Annotated in this window: 13 protein-coding genes and 2 pseudogenes; 4 read left to right on the forward strand and 11 right to left on the reverse strand. The window is 71.9% G+C overall.

From position 1 onward, the window contains the following. The 4 genes and pseudogenes from ACFVXK_RS05360 to hrcA form a co-directional block, all read right to left on the reverse strand. A pseudogene (locus ACFVXK_RS05360) lies at positions 1-225 on the reverse strand (16S rRNA (uracil(1498)-N(3))-methyltransferase); the annotation flags it as partial. Next, a pseudogene (locus tag ACFVXK_RS05365) lies at positions 132-1190 on the reverse strand (nitronate monooxygenase); the annotation flags it as partial. The pseudogenes ACFVXK_RS05360 and ACFVXK_RS05365, both read right to left, overlap by 94 nt. A 147-nt stretch (positions 1191-1337) precedes the next feature. Then, positions 1338-2474 carry a molecular chaperone DnaJ gene (gene dnaJ / locus ACFVXK_RS05370; protein ID WP_389610190.1) on the reverse strand — a complete coding sequence of 379 codons (1137 nt, stop codon included), beginning with the start codon at positions 2472-2474 and terminating at the stop codon, positions 1338-1340. Beyond that, the gene (gene hrcA, locus ACFVXK_RS05375) at positions 2475-3491 is read right to left on the reverse strand and encodes a heat-inducible transcriptional repressor HrcA (RefSeq protein WP_045946278.1); all 1017 of its coding nucleotides are present in this window, start codon (positions 3489-3491) and stop codon (positions 2475-2477) included. 181 nt (positions 3492-3672) lie between these two features. On the opposite strand from hrcA, the gene ACFVXK_RS05380 reads away from it, so the two are divergent. Continuing rightward, a complete protein-coding gene (locus tag ACFVXK_RS05380; RefSeq protein ID WP_389610191.1) occupies positions 3673-4404 on the forward strand; it encodes an MBL fold metallo-hydrolase in 732 nt (243 codons plus the stop codon). Positions 4405-4432: 28 nt separating this feature from the next. Then, positions 4433-5242 (forward strand): DUF3097 domain-containing protein, encoded by an 810-nt coding sequence (locus ACFVXK_RS05385; RefSeq protein ID WP_389610192.1) that lies wholly within the window; start codon positions 4433-4435, stop codon positions 5240-5242. Here the strand turns inward: ACFVXK_RS05385 and ACFVXK_RS05390 are convergent. From ACFVXK_RS05390 to lepA, 4 genes are all read right to left on the reverse strand, one after another. Continuing rightward, positions 5220-5798 carry a Uma2 family endonuclease gene (locus ACFVXK_RS05390; RefSeq protein WP_389610193.1) on the reverse strand — a complete coding sequence of 193 codons (579 nt, stop codon included), beginning with the start codon at positions 5796-5798 and terminating at the stop codon, positions 5220-5222. The genes ACFVXK_RS05385 and ACFVXK_RS05390 overlap by 23 nt on opposite strands. A 100-nt stretch (positions 5799-5898) precedes the next feature. Continuing rightward, positions 5899-7131: a radical SAM family heme chaperone HemW gene (gene hemW / locus ACFVXK_RS05395; RefSeq protein WP_389610194.1), complete on the reverse strand. Its 1233-nt coding sequence runs from the start codon at positions 7129-7131 to the stop codon at positions 5899-5901. 123 nt (positions 7132-7254) lie between these two features. Next, complete coding sequence (locus tag ACFVXK_RS05400; RefSeq protein ID WP_389610195.1) at positions 7255-9147, reverse strand: AMP-dependent synthetase/ligase; 1893 nt, start codon at positions 9145-9147, stop codon at positions 7255-7257. Between the two features lie 255 nt (positions 9148-9402). Continuing rightward, complete coding sequence (gene lepA / locus ACFVXK_RS05405) at positions 9403-11268, reverse strand: translation elongation factor 4 (RefSeq protein ID WP_389610196.1); 1866 nt, start codon at positions 11266-11268, stop codon at positions 9403-9405. 198 nt (positions 11269-11466) lie between these two features. Here lepA and rpsT point away from each other — a divergent pair, with 198 nt between their 5' ends. Together rpsT and ACFVXK_RS05415 are read left to right on the forward strand one after the other, a co-directional pair. Next, positions 11467-11727 (forward strand): 30S ribosomal protein S20, encoded by a 261-nt coding sequence (rpsT, locus tag ACFVXK_RS05410; protein WP_030030523.1) that lies wholly within the window; start codon positions 11467-11469, stop codon positions 11725-11727. A 262-nt stretch (positions 11728-11989) separates the two neighbouring features. Further along, positions 11990-13516 carry a PLP-dependent aminotransferase family protein gene (locus tag ACFVXK_RS05415; RefSeq protein WP_389610197.1) on the forward strand — a complete coding sequence of 509 codons (1527 nt, stop codon included), beginning with the start codon at positions 11990-11992 and terminating at the stop codon, positions 13514-13516. Here ACFVXK_RS05415 and ACFVXK_RS05420 read toward each other — a convergent pair. Genes ACFVXK_RS05420 through ACFVXK_RS05430 form a run of 3 tightly spaced genes read right to left on the reverse strand, consistent with a single transcriptional unit; the run spans position 13449 to position 15621 of the window. Continuing rightward, positions 13449-14927, reverse strand: a complete 1479-nt coding sequence (locus tag ACFVXK_RS05420; RefSeq protein ID WP_389610198.1) for a UbiD family decarboxylase — start codon at positions 14925-14927, stop codon at positions 13449-13451. The two genes, ACFVXK_RS05415 and ACFVXK_RS05420, sit on opposite strands and share 68 nt — an antisense overlap. Next, a complete protein-coding gene (locus ACFVXK_RS05425; protein ID WP_389610199.1) occupies positions 14924-15280 on the reverse strand; it encodes a chorismate mutase in 357 nt (118 codons plus the stop codon). Before ACFVXK_RS05425 ends, ACFVXK_RS05420 begins: the two co-directional genes overlap by 4 nt. After that, entirely contained in the window at positions 15277-15621 is a 345-nt protein-coding gene (locus ACFVXK_RS05430) for a cupin domain-containing protein (RefSeq protein ID WP_389610200.1), read from the reverse strand. Before ACFVXK_RS05430 ends, ACFVXK_RS05425 begins: the two co-directional genes overlap by 4 nt. Positions 15622-15656: the final 35 nt, after the last annotated feature.

Below are 15656 nucleotides of genomic sequence, written 5' to 3' on the forward strand. Positions count from 1 at the left end.
CGCCAGCCGCTTCACGGACACCGCGTGCCGCCCCTCGGGGCCCTCCAGCACGAACTCCGGCCCCGCGGGGACCTCTTCGACCACGAACACGGGGGCCGTCATGACGTTCTCCTCATCTGCAACACCTTCGACGCGCTCTGCGCCTCGGCCACTTCGGCCGCCAGCACCTCCACCAGCTCCCCCGCGGGCAGCGCCCGGGCCAGCCGGTGCCCCTGCCCCGCCCACAGCGCCATGCCCTGCGGGTCCCCGGCCGCGGCGGCCGCCTTGCGCAGCCCCGAGGTCATGTGGTGGATCTGGGGGTAGGCGGCCGGGGCGTAGGGGCCGTGCTCGCGCATGAACCGGTTCACCAGGCCCCGCGCGGGCCGGCCCGAGAAGGCCCGGGTCAGCTCGGTGTGCGGGAACATCGGGTCGGTCAGGGCCTTCTTGTGCAGGGGGTGGGCGCCCGACTCCCGGCAGGCCAGGAAGGCCGTGCCGAGCTGGGCGGCCTCCGCGCCCGCCACGAGCAGGGCCGCGATCTGCGCGCCGCGCATCACCCCGCCCGCCGCGATGATCGGCAGGGCCACGGCCTCGCGTACCTGGGTGACCAGGGCGAGCAGGCCGACCCCGGCCGTGCCGTCGGTCTGCGGGTCGTCGCGGTGGGTGCCCTGGTGGCCGGCGGCCTCGACGCCCTGGACGCAGACGGCGTCGGCGCCGGCCGCCTGGGCGGTGCGGGCCTCCTCGGCCGAGGTCACGGTGACGATCGTGTACGTGCCGACCGCCCGCAGGCGGGCCAGGGCGGCGGGGTCGGGGCAGCCGAAGGTGAAGGAGACCACCCGTACCGGGTCCTCCAGCAGGATGGCGAGCTTGGCGTCGTAGCCGTCGTCGCTGGTGCCGATGATGTCCTCCTCGGCGAGGGAGACCTCGTACCAGCTCGCCTCCCCGGCCAGCTGCCCGCGGTAGGCCTCGACGGCGGCCGGGTCGACGTAGCCGGTCTGCGGCAGGAAGAGGTTCACGCCGAAGGGGCGTCGCGTGAGCCCGCGCGTCTGTTTGATCTCCTGGTACATGCCGTCGGCGGTCTTGTAGCCGCCGGCCAGGAAGCCGAGCCCGCCCGCTTCGCACACGGCGGCGGCGAGGGGCGGGCCGGAGACGCCGCCCGCCATGGGAGCCTGCACGATCGGGTAAGGGTGGAGACCGTTCGGTGCGGAGGACATGGACTGCATCGTGCCATGTCCGGGTCACGGCGCCGAATCATGGCATTCGCCTGGCATAGTCCGCTTTCCCGGCGGGGCCGGGAACGGCGAGAGCCCGGTACGGGGTCTCCCGTACCGGGCTCTCGCGGCCGTCCGTCCGCCGAGCGGTCAGCGGCCGTTGAACGCGTCCTTCAGGCGGCTGAACAGGCCCTGCTGGCCCGGCGCGAACTGGCCCATGGGCCGCTCCTCGCCGCGCAGCTTGGCGAGCTGGCGCAGCAGCTCCTCCTGCTGGGCGTCCAGCTTGCCGGGGGTGGTGACCTCGACGTGGACGATCAGGTCGCCGCGGCCGCCGCCGCGCAGGTGCGTGACGCCGCGCCCGTGCAGCGGGATCGCCTGGCCGGACTGGGTGCCGGGCCGGATGTCGATCTCCTCCATGCCGTCCAGCGTCTCCAGCGGGCACTTGGTGCCCAGGGCCGCCGCCGTCATGGGGATGGTGACCGTGCAGTGCAGGTCGTCCCCGCGCCGCTGGAAGGTCGGGTGCGGCAGCTCGTGGATCTCCACGTAGAGGTCGCCGGCGGGGCCGCCGCCGGGGCCGACCTCGCCCTCGCCCGCGAGCTGGATCCGGGTGCCGTTCTCGACGCCGGCCGGGATCTTGACCGTCAGGCTGCGGCGGGAGCGGACCCGGCCGTCGCCCGCGCACTCGGGGCACGGGGTCGGGACCACGGTGCCGAAGCCCTGGCACTGCGGGCAGGGGCGCGAGGTCATGACCTGGCCCAGGAAGGACCGGGTGACCTGCGAGACCTCACCGCGGCCGCGGCACATGTCACAGGTCTGCGCGGAGGTGCCGGGGGCGGCGCCCTCGCCGGAGCAGGTGCCGCACACCACGGCGGTGTCGACCTGGATCTCCTTGGTCGTGCCGAAGGCGGCCTCGTCCAGCTCCAGGTCCAGGCGGATCATGGCGTCCTGGCCGCGGCGGGTCCGCGAGCGCGGGCCGCGCTGCTGGGACTGGCCGAAGAAGGCGTCCATGATGTCGGAGAAGTTGCCGAAGCCGCCCGCTCCGAAGCCGCCGGCCCCGCCGCCGCCCGAGGAGGACAGCGGGTCGCCGCCGAGGTCGTAGACCTGCTTCTTCTGCGGGTCCGAGAGGACCTCGTAGGCCGCGTTGATCTCCTTGAAGCGCTCCTGCGTCTTCGGGTCCGGGTTCACGTCCGGGTGGAGTTCACGGGCGAGGCGGCGGAAGGCCTTCTTGATCTCGTCCTGCGATGCGTCGCGGCGCACGCCGAGTACGGCGTAGTAGTCCGTGGCCACTTACGACTCCGCCAGGATCTGTCCGACGTAACGTGCCACTGCGCGTACCGCTCCCATCGTTCCGGGGTAGTCCATGCGGGTCGGTCCGACCACGCCGAGTTTGGCGACTGCTTCGCCGCCCGAACCGTAGCCGACGGACACGACCGACGTGGAGTTGAGCCCCTCGTAGGCGTTCTCGTGCCCGATCCGTACGGCCATCCCCGACTCCCCGGCCTCGCCCAGCAGCTTGAGGAGCACCACGTGCTCCTCGAGGGCTTCGAGGACGGGCCTGATCGTCAAGGGAAAGTCATGTCCGAAGCGAGTGAGGTTGGCGGTGCCGCCGATCATCAGCCGCTCCTCCGCCTCCTCGGCCAGCGTTTCGAGGAGGGTCGCGAGCACCGCCTTGACGGTGGCCCGGTCGTCGATCTCGAACGACTCCGGCAGGTCCTGCACCAGGTTCGGGACGTCGGTGAAACGCCGGCCGACGACCCGGCTGTTGAGCCGTGCCCGCAGGTCGGCGAGGGAGTTCTCGCCGAACGGGGTCTGGGTGTCGACCATGCGCTGCTCGACCCGTCCGGTGTCGGTGATCAGCACGAGCATCAGCCGGGCCGGGGCCAGCGACAGCAGCTCGACGTGCCGGACGGTGGAGCGGGTCAGCGACGGGTACTGGACGACGGCGACCTGGCGGGTCAGCTGCGCGAGCAGCCGCACCGTGCGGCCGACGACGTCGTCGAGGTCGACGGCCCCGTCGAGGAAGTTCTGGATGGCCCGGCGCTCGGGGGTCGACAGCGGCTTGACGCCGGCCAGCTTGTCGACGAAGAGGCGGTAGCCCTTGTCGGTGGGGATCCGGCCGGCGCTGGTGTGGGGCTGGGCGATGTAGCCCTCCTCCTCCAGCACGGCCATGTCGTTGCGCACGGTGGCCGGTGAGACGCCCAGCTTGTGCCGCTCGGTGAGGGCCTTGGAGCCGACGGGCTCCTCCGTCCCGACGTAGTCCTGGACGATGGCGCGCAGCACTTCGAGTCTGCGTTCACTGAGCATCGCGCACACCTCCGGATGCGGTCGGTCGTCGGGCGGTCGGGTCGGGCGGTCGTCCGTGTTGCGGTCCTGCGGTCTTGATCGGTTGGCACTCTGCTCGGCCGAGTGCCAGAGATCCCCCGGTCAGTGTACGGCCGGGTAGTACGCCGCGGGCAAGGGCGGCCCGCCAGGGTAGCGTCGCGGCATGGACGTACGTTGGGAAGAGGCGGGCTGGGAACGGGTGACCGCGCGGGTGGGCCGGCGACGGCTCCCGGTGTGGGACTGCACGGTGGGACTGGTGGTGGGGGACGACTCGGTGCTCCTGATCGACCCCGGATCGAGCGTGCGCGAGGGGGCGGCGATCCGCGCCGAGGCGGAGCGGCTGACCGGCCGGCACGTGACCCATATCGCATTCACACACGGACATTTCGACCACGTGCTGGGCGCTCCGGCCTTCTCGGGCGCCCGGCTCTACGGCGCGGTGGGTCTGGACCGGCTGCTGGCGACGCCCGGGGGCCGGGAGGAGCTCCGGGCGAGCGCGGTGGCGCAGGGGCTGTCGGAGGACGAGGCCGCCGAGGCCTGCGACCTGCTCACGGCCCCCGGCCACCTGGTGTCGGGCGAGTGGACGCTGGAGCTCGGCGGGGTCCAGGTGCTGCTGGCGAACGTGGGGCCCGCGCACTCCGAACACGACCTGGCGGTGTTCGTGCCGGGCGAGCGGGAGACGGTGTTCTGCGGGGACCTGGTCGAGGAGTCCGGGGAGCCGCAGGCGGGCTCGGACGCGGTGCCGGGGCAGTGGCCTGCGGCGCTGGACCGGCTGCTGTCGCTGGGCGGGGAGGACGCGCTGTACGTACCGGGTCACGGAGCGGTGGTGGACGCGGGCTTCGTGCGTGCGCAACGCGCCACACTGGCGGACCGGTTCGGCGTGTCGCGGGCGTGAGCGCGGCCGCGCTCCTAGTGTCGGCCGGATGCGCGAGTACTCCCCCGACCTGACCCCGCAGTGGAAGCGCCCCAAGCCCGTGCCCGAGGTGCCGGCCGACCCCGATCTGGTGGTCGAGGTGGCGGGCACGGACTTCTGCGGCGCGGTGGTGGCGTGCGAGGCGGGCACGGTGACCCTGGAGGACCGCTTCGGCAAGCGCCGGGTGTTCCCGCTGGAGCCGCGCGGCTTCCTGCTGGACGGCGCGGTGGTGACCCTGACCCGCCCGTCACGGGCCCCCGCCGCGCCGGCCCGTACGGCCTCGGGCTCGATCGCCGTCCCGGGCGCGCGGGCGCGGGTGGCGCGGGCGGGGCGGATCTACGTGGAGGGGCGGCACGACGCCGAGCTGGTCGAGCGGGTATGGGGCGACGACCTGCGGATCGAGGGCGTGGTGGTGGAGTACCTGGAGGGGGTCGACGACCTCGCGGCAGTGGTGGCGGAGTTCGCTCCCGGGCCGGACGCCCGTCTGGGCGTCCTGGTCGACCACCTGGTCCCGGGCTCGAAGGAGTCCCGGATCGCGGCGTCGGTGACCGGGCCGGACGTGCTGGTGGTGGGCCACCCGTACGTGGACGTCTGGCAGGCGGTGAAGCCGTCGGCGCTGGGCATCGCGGCCTGGCCGGAGGTCCCGCGCGGCCAGGACTGGAAGACGGGCGTCTGCCGGGCCCTGGGCTGGCCGGAGAACACGGGGGCCGCCTGGCAGCACATCCTGTCCCGGGTGACGTCCTACCGGGACCTGGAGCCGACGCTGCTGGGGCGGGTGGAGGAGCTGATCGACTTCGTCACGGGTAGCGGTGAGGCCTGACGCCCTGGAACGTGCCGAAGTCACTCGTGTCCAGCTCGATACCGAGCGGTTCCAGCGACACCGACTCGCCGAACTTCCACAGCCGTTGCGACCGGTAGTCGGCATCGTCTCCCTTGCCGACCGGGCTGGTCAGCAGGACACACTGCCCGACGACGGGGTCGATGATCAGGTAGGCGGGTACCCGGCCGGCGGCGTAGATCGAGCGCTTGGTCACGTAGTCCCTGTCGACGCTGGTCTTGGAGACGACCTCCACCACCAGCGTGATCAGTTGCGACGGCAGGAGACGTCCCGACCCCGGGTTCGCCTGACGATCCAGGACCACCAGGTCGGGAACGGGCTCGCTCGCCTCGTCGACGATGTCGACGTCCTGGGTCTGGAGCCGTACCCACCGCTTGCGCGGGATCTGGTCCTGCACGTCCTCCACGATCAGGTTGTGCACCAGATCGGGACCGGCCATCATCACGATTTCCCCCCGGAGGAGCTCGGCCTTAACGCCCTCGGGGGGCTCGAACCCCGCGAAGAATTTGGCCATCCCGTACTCGTCCACAGCGGTCATCTCCGTGGTCCTCCACATCCGCCGCGTACTGTCGACGGCAGCCTAGGAACAGCCTAGGCAGTACGGGCCTGGTAACGGGGGGATTCACCCGGGCGGGGGATCAGTCCACCAGGTCCCGCACCACCGCGTCGGCCAGCAGCCGCCCCCGCAGGGTCAGGACCGCGCGCCCGGCCTCGTACGGGGCCGGCTCCAGCAGGCCGTCGGACAGGGCGCGGCGGGAGGCCGCCAGGCCCGCCGGGGCCAGCAGGGAGAGCGGGACGCCGTCGACCAGGCGCAGCTCCAGCAGGATCCGCTCCACCCGCCGGTCCTCCTCCGAGAGGAGCTCGCGGCCCGCGCCCGGGGAGCGGCCCTCGGCGAGGGCGGCCGCGTAGGCGCCGGGGTGCTTGACGTTCCACCAGCGGACCCCGCCCACGTGCGAGTGGGCGCCGGGGCCGGCGCCCCACCAGTCGGCCCCGCGCCAGTACAGCTCGTTGTGCAGGCAGCGGCCGGCTTCGGAGGTGGCCCAGTTCGAGACCTCGTACCAGGAGTAGCCGGCCTCGGCCATGACGGAGTCCGCGATCAGGTACCGGTCGGCGTGGACGTCGTCGTCGGTCATCGGGACCTCGCCGCGGCGGATCCGGCGGGCCAGCTGGGTGCCCTCCTCGACGATCAGGGCGTAGGCGCTGATGTGGTCGGGCCCGGCGCCGAGCGCGGCCTCCAGGGAGGCCCGCCAGTCGTCGTCGGACTCGCCGGGGGTGCCGTAGATCAGGTCGAGGTTGACGTGCTCGAAGCCCGCCGCGCGGGCCTCGGCGACGCAGGCTTCGGGGCGGCCGGGGGTGTGGGTGCGGTCGAGCACCTTGAGCACATGCTGCTTCGCGCTCTGCATGCCGAAGGAGATCCGGTTGAAGCCGCCCGCACGCAGCTCGGCGAGGTACTCCGGGTTCACGGACTCCGGGTTGGCCTCGGTGGTGACCTCGGCGTCCTCGGCCAGGCCGAACTCGTCGCGGATCGCGCCGAGCATGCGGACGAGGTCGGCGGCGGGCAGCAGGGTGGGCGTGCCGCCGCCGACGAAGACGGTCCGCACGGCGCGCGGGTCGCCGCCGAGCACCTTGCGGGCCAGGCGGACCTCGTCGATCAGGGTGTCGGCGTAGTTCTCGCGGGAGGCGAGGACGCCGCCGGTGCCGCGCAGCTCGGTGGCGGTGTAGGTGTTGAAGTCGCAGTACCCGCAGCGGGTGGCGCAGTACGGGACGTGCAGGTAGAACCCCAGCGGCCGCTCCCCGGCGCCCGTCAGGGCGTGCGACGGCAGCGAGCCGTCTTCGGGCATGGGTTCACCGTCGGGCAGTGCGGAAGGCATACGGCCATTGTCCCGCACTCCCCGGTGCCCGGCGGACGGCGCCGGGACGGGCGCGGGCCGGGGCGTGCGGGGCCGGCGGGGCGCGGGCCCCGCCGCCCCGCCCCGCCGGCTCGCCGACGGGCGTCAGGCCTCGCGCGAGCCCGCGTACATCTCCTCGATGAGGTGCTTGAACTCGCGCTCGACCACCGGCCGCTTCAGCTTGAGGCTGGGCGTGAGGTCGCCGTGCTCGACGTCCAGGTCGCGCGGCAGGATCCGGAACTTCTTGATCGTCTGCCAGCGCTGGAGGTTCTCGTTGAGGGTCTGGACGTAGGTCTCGATCAGCCGGTCGGTCTCGGGGGCGGCCAGGACCTCGCCGTACGTCTTGCCCTCCAGGCCGTTCTCGGCGGCCCAGCCGAGGATGGCGGGCTCGTCGAGGGCCACCAGGGCGGAGCAGAAGTTCCGGTCGGCGCCGTGGACGACGATGCTGGAGACGTAAGGGCAGATCGCCTTGAACTGGCCTTCGATCTCGGCCGGGGCGACGTACTTGCCGCCCGAGGTCTTGATCAGGTCCTTCTTGCGGTCGGTGATGCGCAGGTAGCCGTCCGGGGAGAGCTCGCCGATGTCGCCGGTGTGCAGCCAGCCGTCGCTCTCCAGGACCTCGTCGGTCTTGTCGGGCTGGCGGTGGTAGCCCTGCATGATGCCGGGGCCGCGCAGCAGGACCTCGCCGTCGTCGGCGATGCGTACCTCGGTGCCGGGGAGCGGCTTGCCGACGGTGCCGGTGCGGTAGGCCTCGCCGGGGTTGACGAAGGAGGCGGCGCTGGACTCCGTCAGGCCGTAGCCCTCCAGGATGTGGATGCCGGCGCCGGAGAAGAAGTAGCCGATCTCGGGGGCGAGGGCGGAGGCGCCGGAGACGGCGGCGCGGAGCTTGCCGCCGAAGGCCTCGCGGAGCTTGGAGTAGACGAGGGCGTCGGCGACCTTGTGCCGGGTGGCGAGGCCGAAGGGGGCGGTGGCCCGGCCGGTGCGGCGGTAGTTGTCCTGGGTGACCTTGGCGTACTCGCGGGCGACGCCGACCGCCCACTGGAAGATCTTGTACTTGGCGCCGCCGCCGGCCCGGGCCTTGGCGGCCACGCCGTTGTAGACCTTCTCGAAGATGCGCGGGACGGCCGCCATGTAGGTGGGCTGGACCACCGGCAGGTTCTCGATGATCTTGTCGATGCGGCCGTCTACGGCGGTGACGTGGCCGACCTCGATCTGGCCGGAGGTGAGCACCTTGCCGAAGACGTGCGCGAGCGGGAGCCACAGGTACTGCACGTCGTCGCTGTTGATCATGCCGGTGGCGACGGTGGCCTTGGCCATGTACGACCAGTTGTCGTGCGGGAGGCGGACGCCCTTGGGGCGGCCGGTGGTGCCCGAGGTGTAGATGAGGGTGGCGAGCTGGTCGGCGGTGATGGCCGCGATCCGGTCCTTGACCGCCGCCGGGTGCTGGCCGAGGTACTCCTCGCCGCGCGCCTCCAGGTCGGCCAGGGAGAGCACCCAGCCTTCGGGGTCGCCGTCGGCGGCCACCGCGTCGGCGGCGTCCATGACGACCACGTGGCGCAGGTCGGGCAGGTCGGCGCGGCGCTCGCGGGCCTTGGCCAGCTGCTTGGCGTCCTCGGCGATGAGCACCCGGCTCTCGGAGTCCGAGAGGATGAAGGCGGACTCGTCCGCGTTGGTGCTGGGGTAGATCGTGGTGACGGCACCGCCGGCGCACATCACGCCCAGGTCGGCGAGGATCCACTCGACGCGGGTGTTGGAGGCGAGGGCGACGCGCTCCTCGGGTCGCAGGCCGAGGGTGATCAGGCCGGCGGCGATGGCGAAGACCCGGTCGGCCGCCTGCCCCCAGCTGAGCGACTTCCAGTCGTCGGGGCCTCCCTCGGGACGGGCCGAGGGCACGGGGTAGCGGTAGGCCTCCCCGTTCGGCGTGGCGGCGACGCGGTCAAGGAAGAGGGCCGCCACGGTGGGCGGACGGTTCTCGATCAAGGTCTGTGTGTCGCTCACGACATCCTCCGGACCGGGTCCACGCGGCCAGGGCGTGGGCGTGGGGCGCTTGGGACTGGCGGGGGCCGGCCGCCGGGTACGCGGCTGGCGGGTTTTCATTACCGGCCGGTTAACTGGCCGGTAACCATCGAGCTTTGATCAGGGTAGAGGCCGCCCGGCCGGTGCGTAAGGGCCCCCGAGCGGCCGCTTCATAACGAAAAGGGCCCCCATGCGTGTGCATGTGGGCCCTTTTCGCGCGACATGGAACGGCCGCGGCTACTTCTTCTTGCCGCCGGACTCGTCGCTGGAGAGGACGGCGATGAAGGCCTCCTGCGGGACCTCCACGGAACCGACCATCTTCATGCGCTTCTTGCCTTCCTTCTGCTTCTCCAGCAGCTTCCGCTTACGGGAGATGTCACCGCCGTAGCACTTGGCGAGCACGTCCTTGCGGATGGCGCGGATGGTCTCGCGGGCGATGACGCGGGAGCCGACGGCCGCCTGGATCGGCACCTCGAAGGCCTGCCGCGGGATGAGCTCGCGCAGCTTGGCGACCAGGCGCACGCCGTAGGCGTAGGCGGCGTCCTTGTGGCAGACGGCGGAGAAGGCGTCGACCTTGTCGCCGTGCAGCAGGATGTCCACCTTGACCAGGCTGGAGGCCTGCTCGCCGGTGGGCTCGTAGTCCAGGGAGGCGTAGCCGCGCGTCTTGGACTTCAGCTGGTCGAAGAAGTCGAAGACGATCTCCGCGAGCGGGAGCGTGTAGCGGATCTCGACGCGGTCCTCGGAGAGGTAGTCCATGCCGAGGAGGGTGCCGCGGCGGGTCTGGCAGAGCTCCATGATCGCGCCGATGAACTCGGTGGGCGCGAGGACGGTGGCCCGGACGACCGGCTCGAAGACGTCCTTGATCTTGCCCTCGGGGAACTCGCTCGGGTTGGTGACGGTGACCTCCTTGCCGTCCTCCAGCACCACCCGGTAGACCACGTTGGGCGCGGTGGCGATCAGGTCGAGGCCGAACTCGCGCTCCAGGCGCTCGCGGACCACGTCCAGGTGCAGCAGGCCGAGGAAGCCGACGCGGAAGCCGAAGCCGAGCGCCGCGGAGGTCTCCGGCTCGTATACGAGCGCGGCGTCGTTGAGCTGGAGCTTGTCCAGGGCCTCGCGCAGCTCCGGGTAGTCCGAGCCGTCGAGCGGGTACAGGCCCGAGAAGACCATCGGCTTCGGGTCCTTGTAGCCGCCGAGGGACTCGGTGGCGCCGCCCGTCATCTGGGTGATGGTGTCGCCGACCTTGGACTGGCGGACGTCCTTCACACCGGTGATCAGGTAGCCCACCTCGCCGACGGACAGGCCGTCGGCCGGGAGCATCTCGGGCGAGTTGGTGCCGATCTCCAGCAGCTCGTGCGTGGCGTTGGTCGACATCATCCGGATGCGCTCGCGCTTGTTGAGCGTGCCGTCGACGACACGGACGTAGGTGACCACGCCGCGGTAGGAGTCGTAGACCGAGTCGAAGATCATCGCGCGGGCCGGGGCGTCCTTGACGCCGACCGGGGCCGGGACGGTGTCGACGACCTTGTTGAGCAGGGCGTCCACGCCGAGGCCGGTCTTCGCGGAGACCCTCAGGACGTCCTCGGGCTGGCAGCCGACCAGGTTCGCGAGCTCCTCGGCGAACTTCTCCGGCTGGGCGGCCGGCAGGTCGATCTTGTTGAGGACCGGGACGATCGCGAGGTCGTTCTCCATCGCCAGGTACAGGTTGGCGAGGGTCTGGGCCTCGATGCCCTGGGCGGCGTCCACCAGGAGGATCGTGCCCTCGCAGGCGGCGAGGGAGCGCGAGACCTCGTAGGTGAAGTCGACGTGGCCCGGGGTGTCGATCATGTTCAGGATGTGCGTGGTCCCGGTCCCGGCGCCCTCGGTGGGGGCCCAGGGCAGGCGGACCGCCTGCGACTTGATCGTGATGCCGCGCTCACGCTCGATGTCCATGCGGTCGAGGTACTGGGCGCGCATCTGCCGCTGGTCGACGACGCCGGTGAGCTGCAGCATCCGGTCGGCGAGGGTCGACTTGCCGTGGTCGATGTGCGCGATGATGCAGAAATTGCGGATCAGCGCCGGGTCGGTACGGCTCGGCTCGGGCACGTGGCTGGGGATGGCGGGCACGCAGTGTCCTGATTCTCGGGTCGCTGTCGGATCTGCTGTCGAACGGTACGCAGGCTCCCATGGTCCCATGGACGGGGCCATGCGCTCGGTTTGGGCCGGTCGGAGCGCGCCTGGTAGCCTGGGTGGCTGTGTCTCGCATGCCCTCTCAGCAGACGGGACACATCCGGAAAAATACTCTGAACCTGAAAAGGCTCTTTCGTGGCGAACATCAAGTCCCAGATCAAGCGGAACAAGACCAACGAGAAGGCCCGCCTTCGCAACAAGTCGGTCAAGTCCGAGCTGCGCACCTTCATCCGCAAGGCCAACGAGGCGATCCTCGCCGGCGACGCGGAGAAGGCCACCGCTGCGGCCCGCCTGGCTTCCAAGAAGCTGGACAAGGCCGTCTCGAAGGGTGTCATCCACAAGAACGCCGCCGCCAACAAGAAGTCGGCGCTGGCCTCCAAGGTTGCCGCCATCTGAGGTTCCGCACTCGATGTGAACGCCGGGAAGGACCAAGCGGGCCCTCTCATCCGCTCCTGACCGGCAACCCGCGCCGCACGCGGCCTGCGTTCGCCACGCGGGTGCGGCGCACCAGCTTCACAGCAAAACACCTGGTCATAGGCCAGTAGTCCTGCCCGTCCGGTGCCCCACCGGGCGGGCAGTACGCGTTGTGCACACCCGACTACACCTCGCCCCCATGGCAGACTCGGCCTGGGCACGGGAAGCGGGGGCGGGGGGCGGTATGGGGTCGTCGGAATTGCTCATCGTCCTGGACCGGGACGGCGGCACTCCACTGCAGCAGCAGGTGTGCGACCAGGTCACCGCCCTGGTGCGGTCGGGTCAGCTGCGCCCGGGCGACGGAATGCCGCCGTCCCGTGAACTCGCCCGGCAGCTCGACGTGTCCAGGACCGTCGTCATCCGGGCCTACGAGCTCCTGCGCGCCCACGGGATCCTGACCGCCCGGCGCGGTTCCGGCACCAGAGTCGCAGGTCTCGCGGGCGGCGCCGCCCCGCCCCGCGCCCCCCGCACGACACCCCCGGTACTCGCCCCGCAGCCGCCCAGGGCCACCGACGGCGGTGATGCGCTCTGGCAGCCCTGGGAGCCGGCGCCCACGCATCACCCACGTACCGCGCTCGACTTCCGGCACGGCACCCCCGCCCTCGCGGACTTCCCCGTCGCCCGCTGGCGGCAGTCCCTGCACGAGGCCTACGGACGCGCCGACGCCGCCGCGCTCGGTTACGGCCCGGCCGAAGGGTCCCCGGCCCTGCGCAGGGAGATCGCCTCGCTGGTTCGGCAGAGCCGGGCCCTGGACCCGTCCCCGGACCACATCATGGTCACCGGCGGTGCCACCCAGGCCCTGGACATCCTCACCCGGATGCTGGTCCGGCCGGGGGACGTGGTGGTGATCGAGGACCCCAGCCACACCGTGCTGCGCCAGGTCTTCGGATGCTCCGAGGCCGCCGTGGTGCCCGTCCCCGTGGACGAGGAGGGGCTGCGGGTGGCGGACATCGACGCCTGTGTCCGGGCCCAGGGACACGACCCGGCGCGGGTGAAGCTGGTGTACGTGACGCCGTCGCACCAGTTCCCCACCGGGTTCATCATGTCCGGGAGCCGGCGGCGCGCCCTCCTGGAGTGGGCGTACGCGCACGGGGCGACGGTTCTCGAGGACGACTACCACAACGAGTTCACGTTCTCCGCGGAGCGGTTGCCGGCGCTGGCGGCCGAGCGGCACCGGGACACCGTCGTCTACGTGGGCAGTTTCAGCAAGACGCTCTTCCCCGCCCTGCGGATCGGTTACGCGGTGCTTCCGCCGGACCTCGTGCGGCCCTTCCTCGGCATCAAGTGGATCACCGACAGGCTGACGCCCATGATCGCCCAGGAGGCGCTTGGGAGTTTCATCTCCACCGGTGCGTACGCCCGCCACATCAGCCGCATGACCCGTCTGTACCGGCAGCGCCGAAGCCGCCTCCTGGAAGCGTTGTACGAGCACTTCGGTGCCGAGGTACGGATCTCCGGCGAGGCGGCGGGCCTGCACGTCCTGGTCACCTTCAACGGTGCGCGCGGCGTCCCGGAGGACAGGATCGCGCAGCTGGCGGCCGCGCGCGGGGTCCGGATCTACCCCGCGTCGGGCTACTTCGTGCTGGACCCGCCGACCGAGCCGACGTTCCTGATGGGATACGCCGCCCTGCCCGTCGCCCAGATCACCGAGGGGGTCGCCCTCCTGGCCGCCGCGGTGCGGGAGGCGACGGGTCGGCCTGCGGCTCCGTGAAGCGCGGGCGGTGGAACCGGGCGAGGTGGGCGTGCGGAACGGTGCAGTCGAAGTGGGCCTTCGCCGTGCGGCCGTCCCCGGACAGCGCGTCCGAATACGCGGTGGACTGCGTCGGGTCCAGCGGGAAGCCCTCCCGGTCCGGCAGCACCGCGATGTCCCGGTCGGCCTGCAGCCGGGTGGTCATCGCCCACCACAGGTCCGCGTCCGACTCCAGGTCGACGTCCTCGTCCACCGACACGACCAGTTTGGCCATCCGGAACTCCTCCAGGACCGACTCGGCGGCCTTGCGTACCGCCTCGTCGTCGGCGGCCGACCGCTTGGCCCTCCACTGGATCACCACCATGAGCTGGCCGCCGCCCGCGGTGTGGCAGTGCACGGCCGCGACCGGCGCGCCCTGCCGCCGCAGCCGGCCGAGTACCGCCGCCTCCATGCCGAACCCGAGCAGTACGGACTGCTCGTGCCCGGGGCCCGAGACGGTCTGCAGGATCGCTCCCTCGCGGGCCGTGATCCCGGTGATCCGGACCGTGGGCAGCGCGGGGTGGGCCCGGCCCTGATAGCCGAGGAACTCCGGTGTGGCGGCCTCGCCCCGGGGGTTCTCCGGGACGGGACCGGGCAGCAGCTCGCCCTCCAGTACGTACTCGGCGTGCGCGATGCACTCGGCGTCGACGGTGCGGCAGGACGTCAACTCCACCGGCGTACCGCCCAGTGCGCCCGCCACGGCCAGTTCGTCGACTCCCCTCGGAACCAGGGACGCCGGGCAGCAGGATGCGAGCAGCACGGCGGGGGGCAGGCCCAGATGGATCGCGACCTGCAGTGGTCGGCCCAGGCGCTGGGCCGCTTGGTGGGCGGCCTCCAGGTCCCGGCCCGGCACCATCCAGATGGACAGGAGGTCGGGTCCCTGGACGCACATCCGGTGGATCGAGAGATTGCGCACGCCCGTCTCCGGGTCGGTCGCCAGGACCGCGCCGAGCGTCAGATAGGGACCCGCGTCCGCGTCCGTGAGCACCGGGACCGGGAGCGCCGTGAGGTCCGGTGCGAGGTCCGTACGCCCGGGCTCCCCGTCCTTGCGGACCCGCACCGGCGGCAGCGGCGAGTCCACCGCGTCGAGCAGTCGGTACGGCAGCTGGGCGGGGGTGGACCCGAGCAGCGCGGCCGCCCGGCGCCGGGTGCCGTACAGGCCGATGAGCACGGCCCGCGCCTCGCTGCCCGCGGCACTGGGCGTGACCCGTTCGAAGAGGACCGCCGGGCCCGGCCCCGTCGGTGGTGGGGCGGGGGTCCCGGCCCACTTCGCGTAGCGGGCGGAGACTCCGAACCTGGCCGGGACCTCCTCCCGCTCGCGCACCAGCTCGCCGGGCATGGAGTCGAGCCCGGCGAGCGCGGTGCGCAGGTCCGCGAGGCGGCGCCGGGTCATGCCGCGTCGTCCGGGGCCGCGCCCTCGGGGGCCGTGCCCTCCCGGGAGGCGCCCGCCGCGGCGGCCGCCCGCCGCTCGGCGAGCCGCTGCAACTGCATCTCGGTCAACTCGCCGATGAGCGTGCGGTACGTGGCCTCGGCGATGCCGGGCGGCATGCCCAGCTCGTCCGCGAGCCCGCGCACCTTGACGATGACCTGCTCCACCCGGCCGGGTGAGCGCACCGTCTCCTCGTCGCGCTTGTACTCCGTGAGCTCCCGCACCACGCGGGTGCGTTCCGCGAGCAGCGTGAGGATCTGCCGGTCGAGCCCGTCGATGGAGCCGCGCAGCTCCTCGATCCGTTCCGCGCCGGTCACGGGGCGGGCACCTCGTCGATCACGTACACGACGGTGGGCTCGTCGTTCGAGCCCTGGGAGCGATGACGCTCGTCGCCGGGGATGACGAAGCCCATGCCCGGGCGGCACGGCACCGAACGGTCGTCGAAATGGATGGTGAACTCGCCCTGCAGGACATAGCCCTGGTGGCCCCGCTCGCACCACTCCTCCTCGTTGAAGCCTGCGGGCAGCTCCATCAGGCGCACCCGCAGACCGCCGGTGTACGCGAGCTTCACCCGGCCGTCGGCGCCGGGCTTGTGCCACTTCTCCCAGGGGATGTCGTCGAAGTCGATGCCGACGAGGGCAGGGGTGGTGGTGGTCATGGGCAGAACTCTCCTTGAGAAGTCGTCGTGCGATG

The organism is Streptomyces sp. NPDC058157 (assembly GCF_042884105.1).
Taxonomy (GTDB): domain Bacteria; phylum Actinomycetota; class Actinomycetes; order Streptomycetales; family Streptomycetaceae; genus Streptomyces.

Excerpts from the sequence above, each read along its gene's own strand:
- hrcA (WP_045946278.1), bottom strand. The coding sequence starts at position 3,491 with ATGCTCAGTGAACGCAGACTCGAAGTGCTGCGCGCCATCGTCCAGGAC.
- ACFVXK_RS05380 (WP_389610191.1), top strand. The coding sequence starts at position 3,673 with ATGGACGTACGTTGGGAAGAGGCGGGCTGGGAACGGGTGACCGCGCGG.
- ACFVXK_RS05385 (WP_389610192.1), top strand. The coding sequence starts at position 4,433 with ATGCGCGAGTACTCCCCCGACCTGACCCCGCAGTGGAAGCGCCCCAAG.
- ACFVXK_RS05390 (WP_389610193.1), bottom strand. The coding sequence starts at position 5,798 with ATGACCGCTGTGGACGAGTACGGGATGGCCAAATTCTTCGCGGGGTTC.
- hemW (WP_389610194.1), bottom strand. The coding sequence starts at position 7,131 with ATGCCTTCCGCACTGCCCGACGGTGAACCCATGCCCGAAGACGGCTCG.
- ACFVXK_RS05415 (WP_389610197.1), top strand. The coding sequence starts at position 11,990 with ATGGGGTCGTCGGAATTGCTCATCGTCCTGGACCGGGACGGCGGCACT.
- ACFVXK_RS05420 (WP_389610198.1), bottom strand. The coding sequence starts at position 14,927 with ATGACCCGGCGCCGCCTCGCGGACCTGCGCACCGCGCTCGCCGGGCTC.
- ACFVXK_RS05430 (WP_389610200.1), bottom strand. The coding sequence starts at position 15,621 with ATGACCACCACCACCCCTGCCCTCGTCGGCATCGACTTCGACGACATC.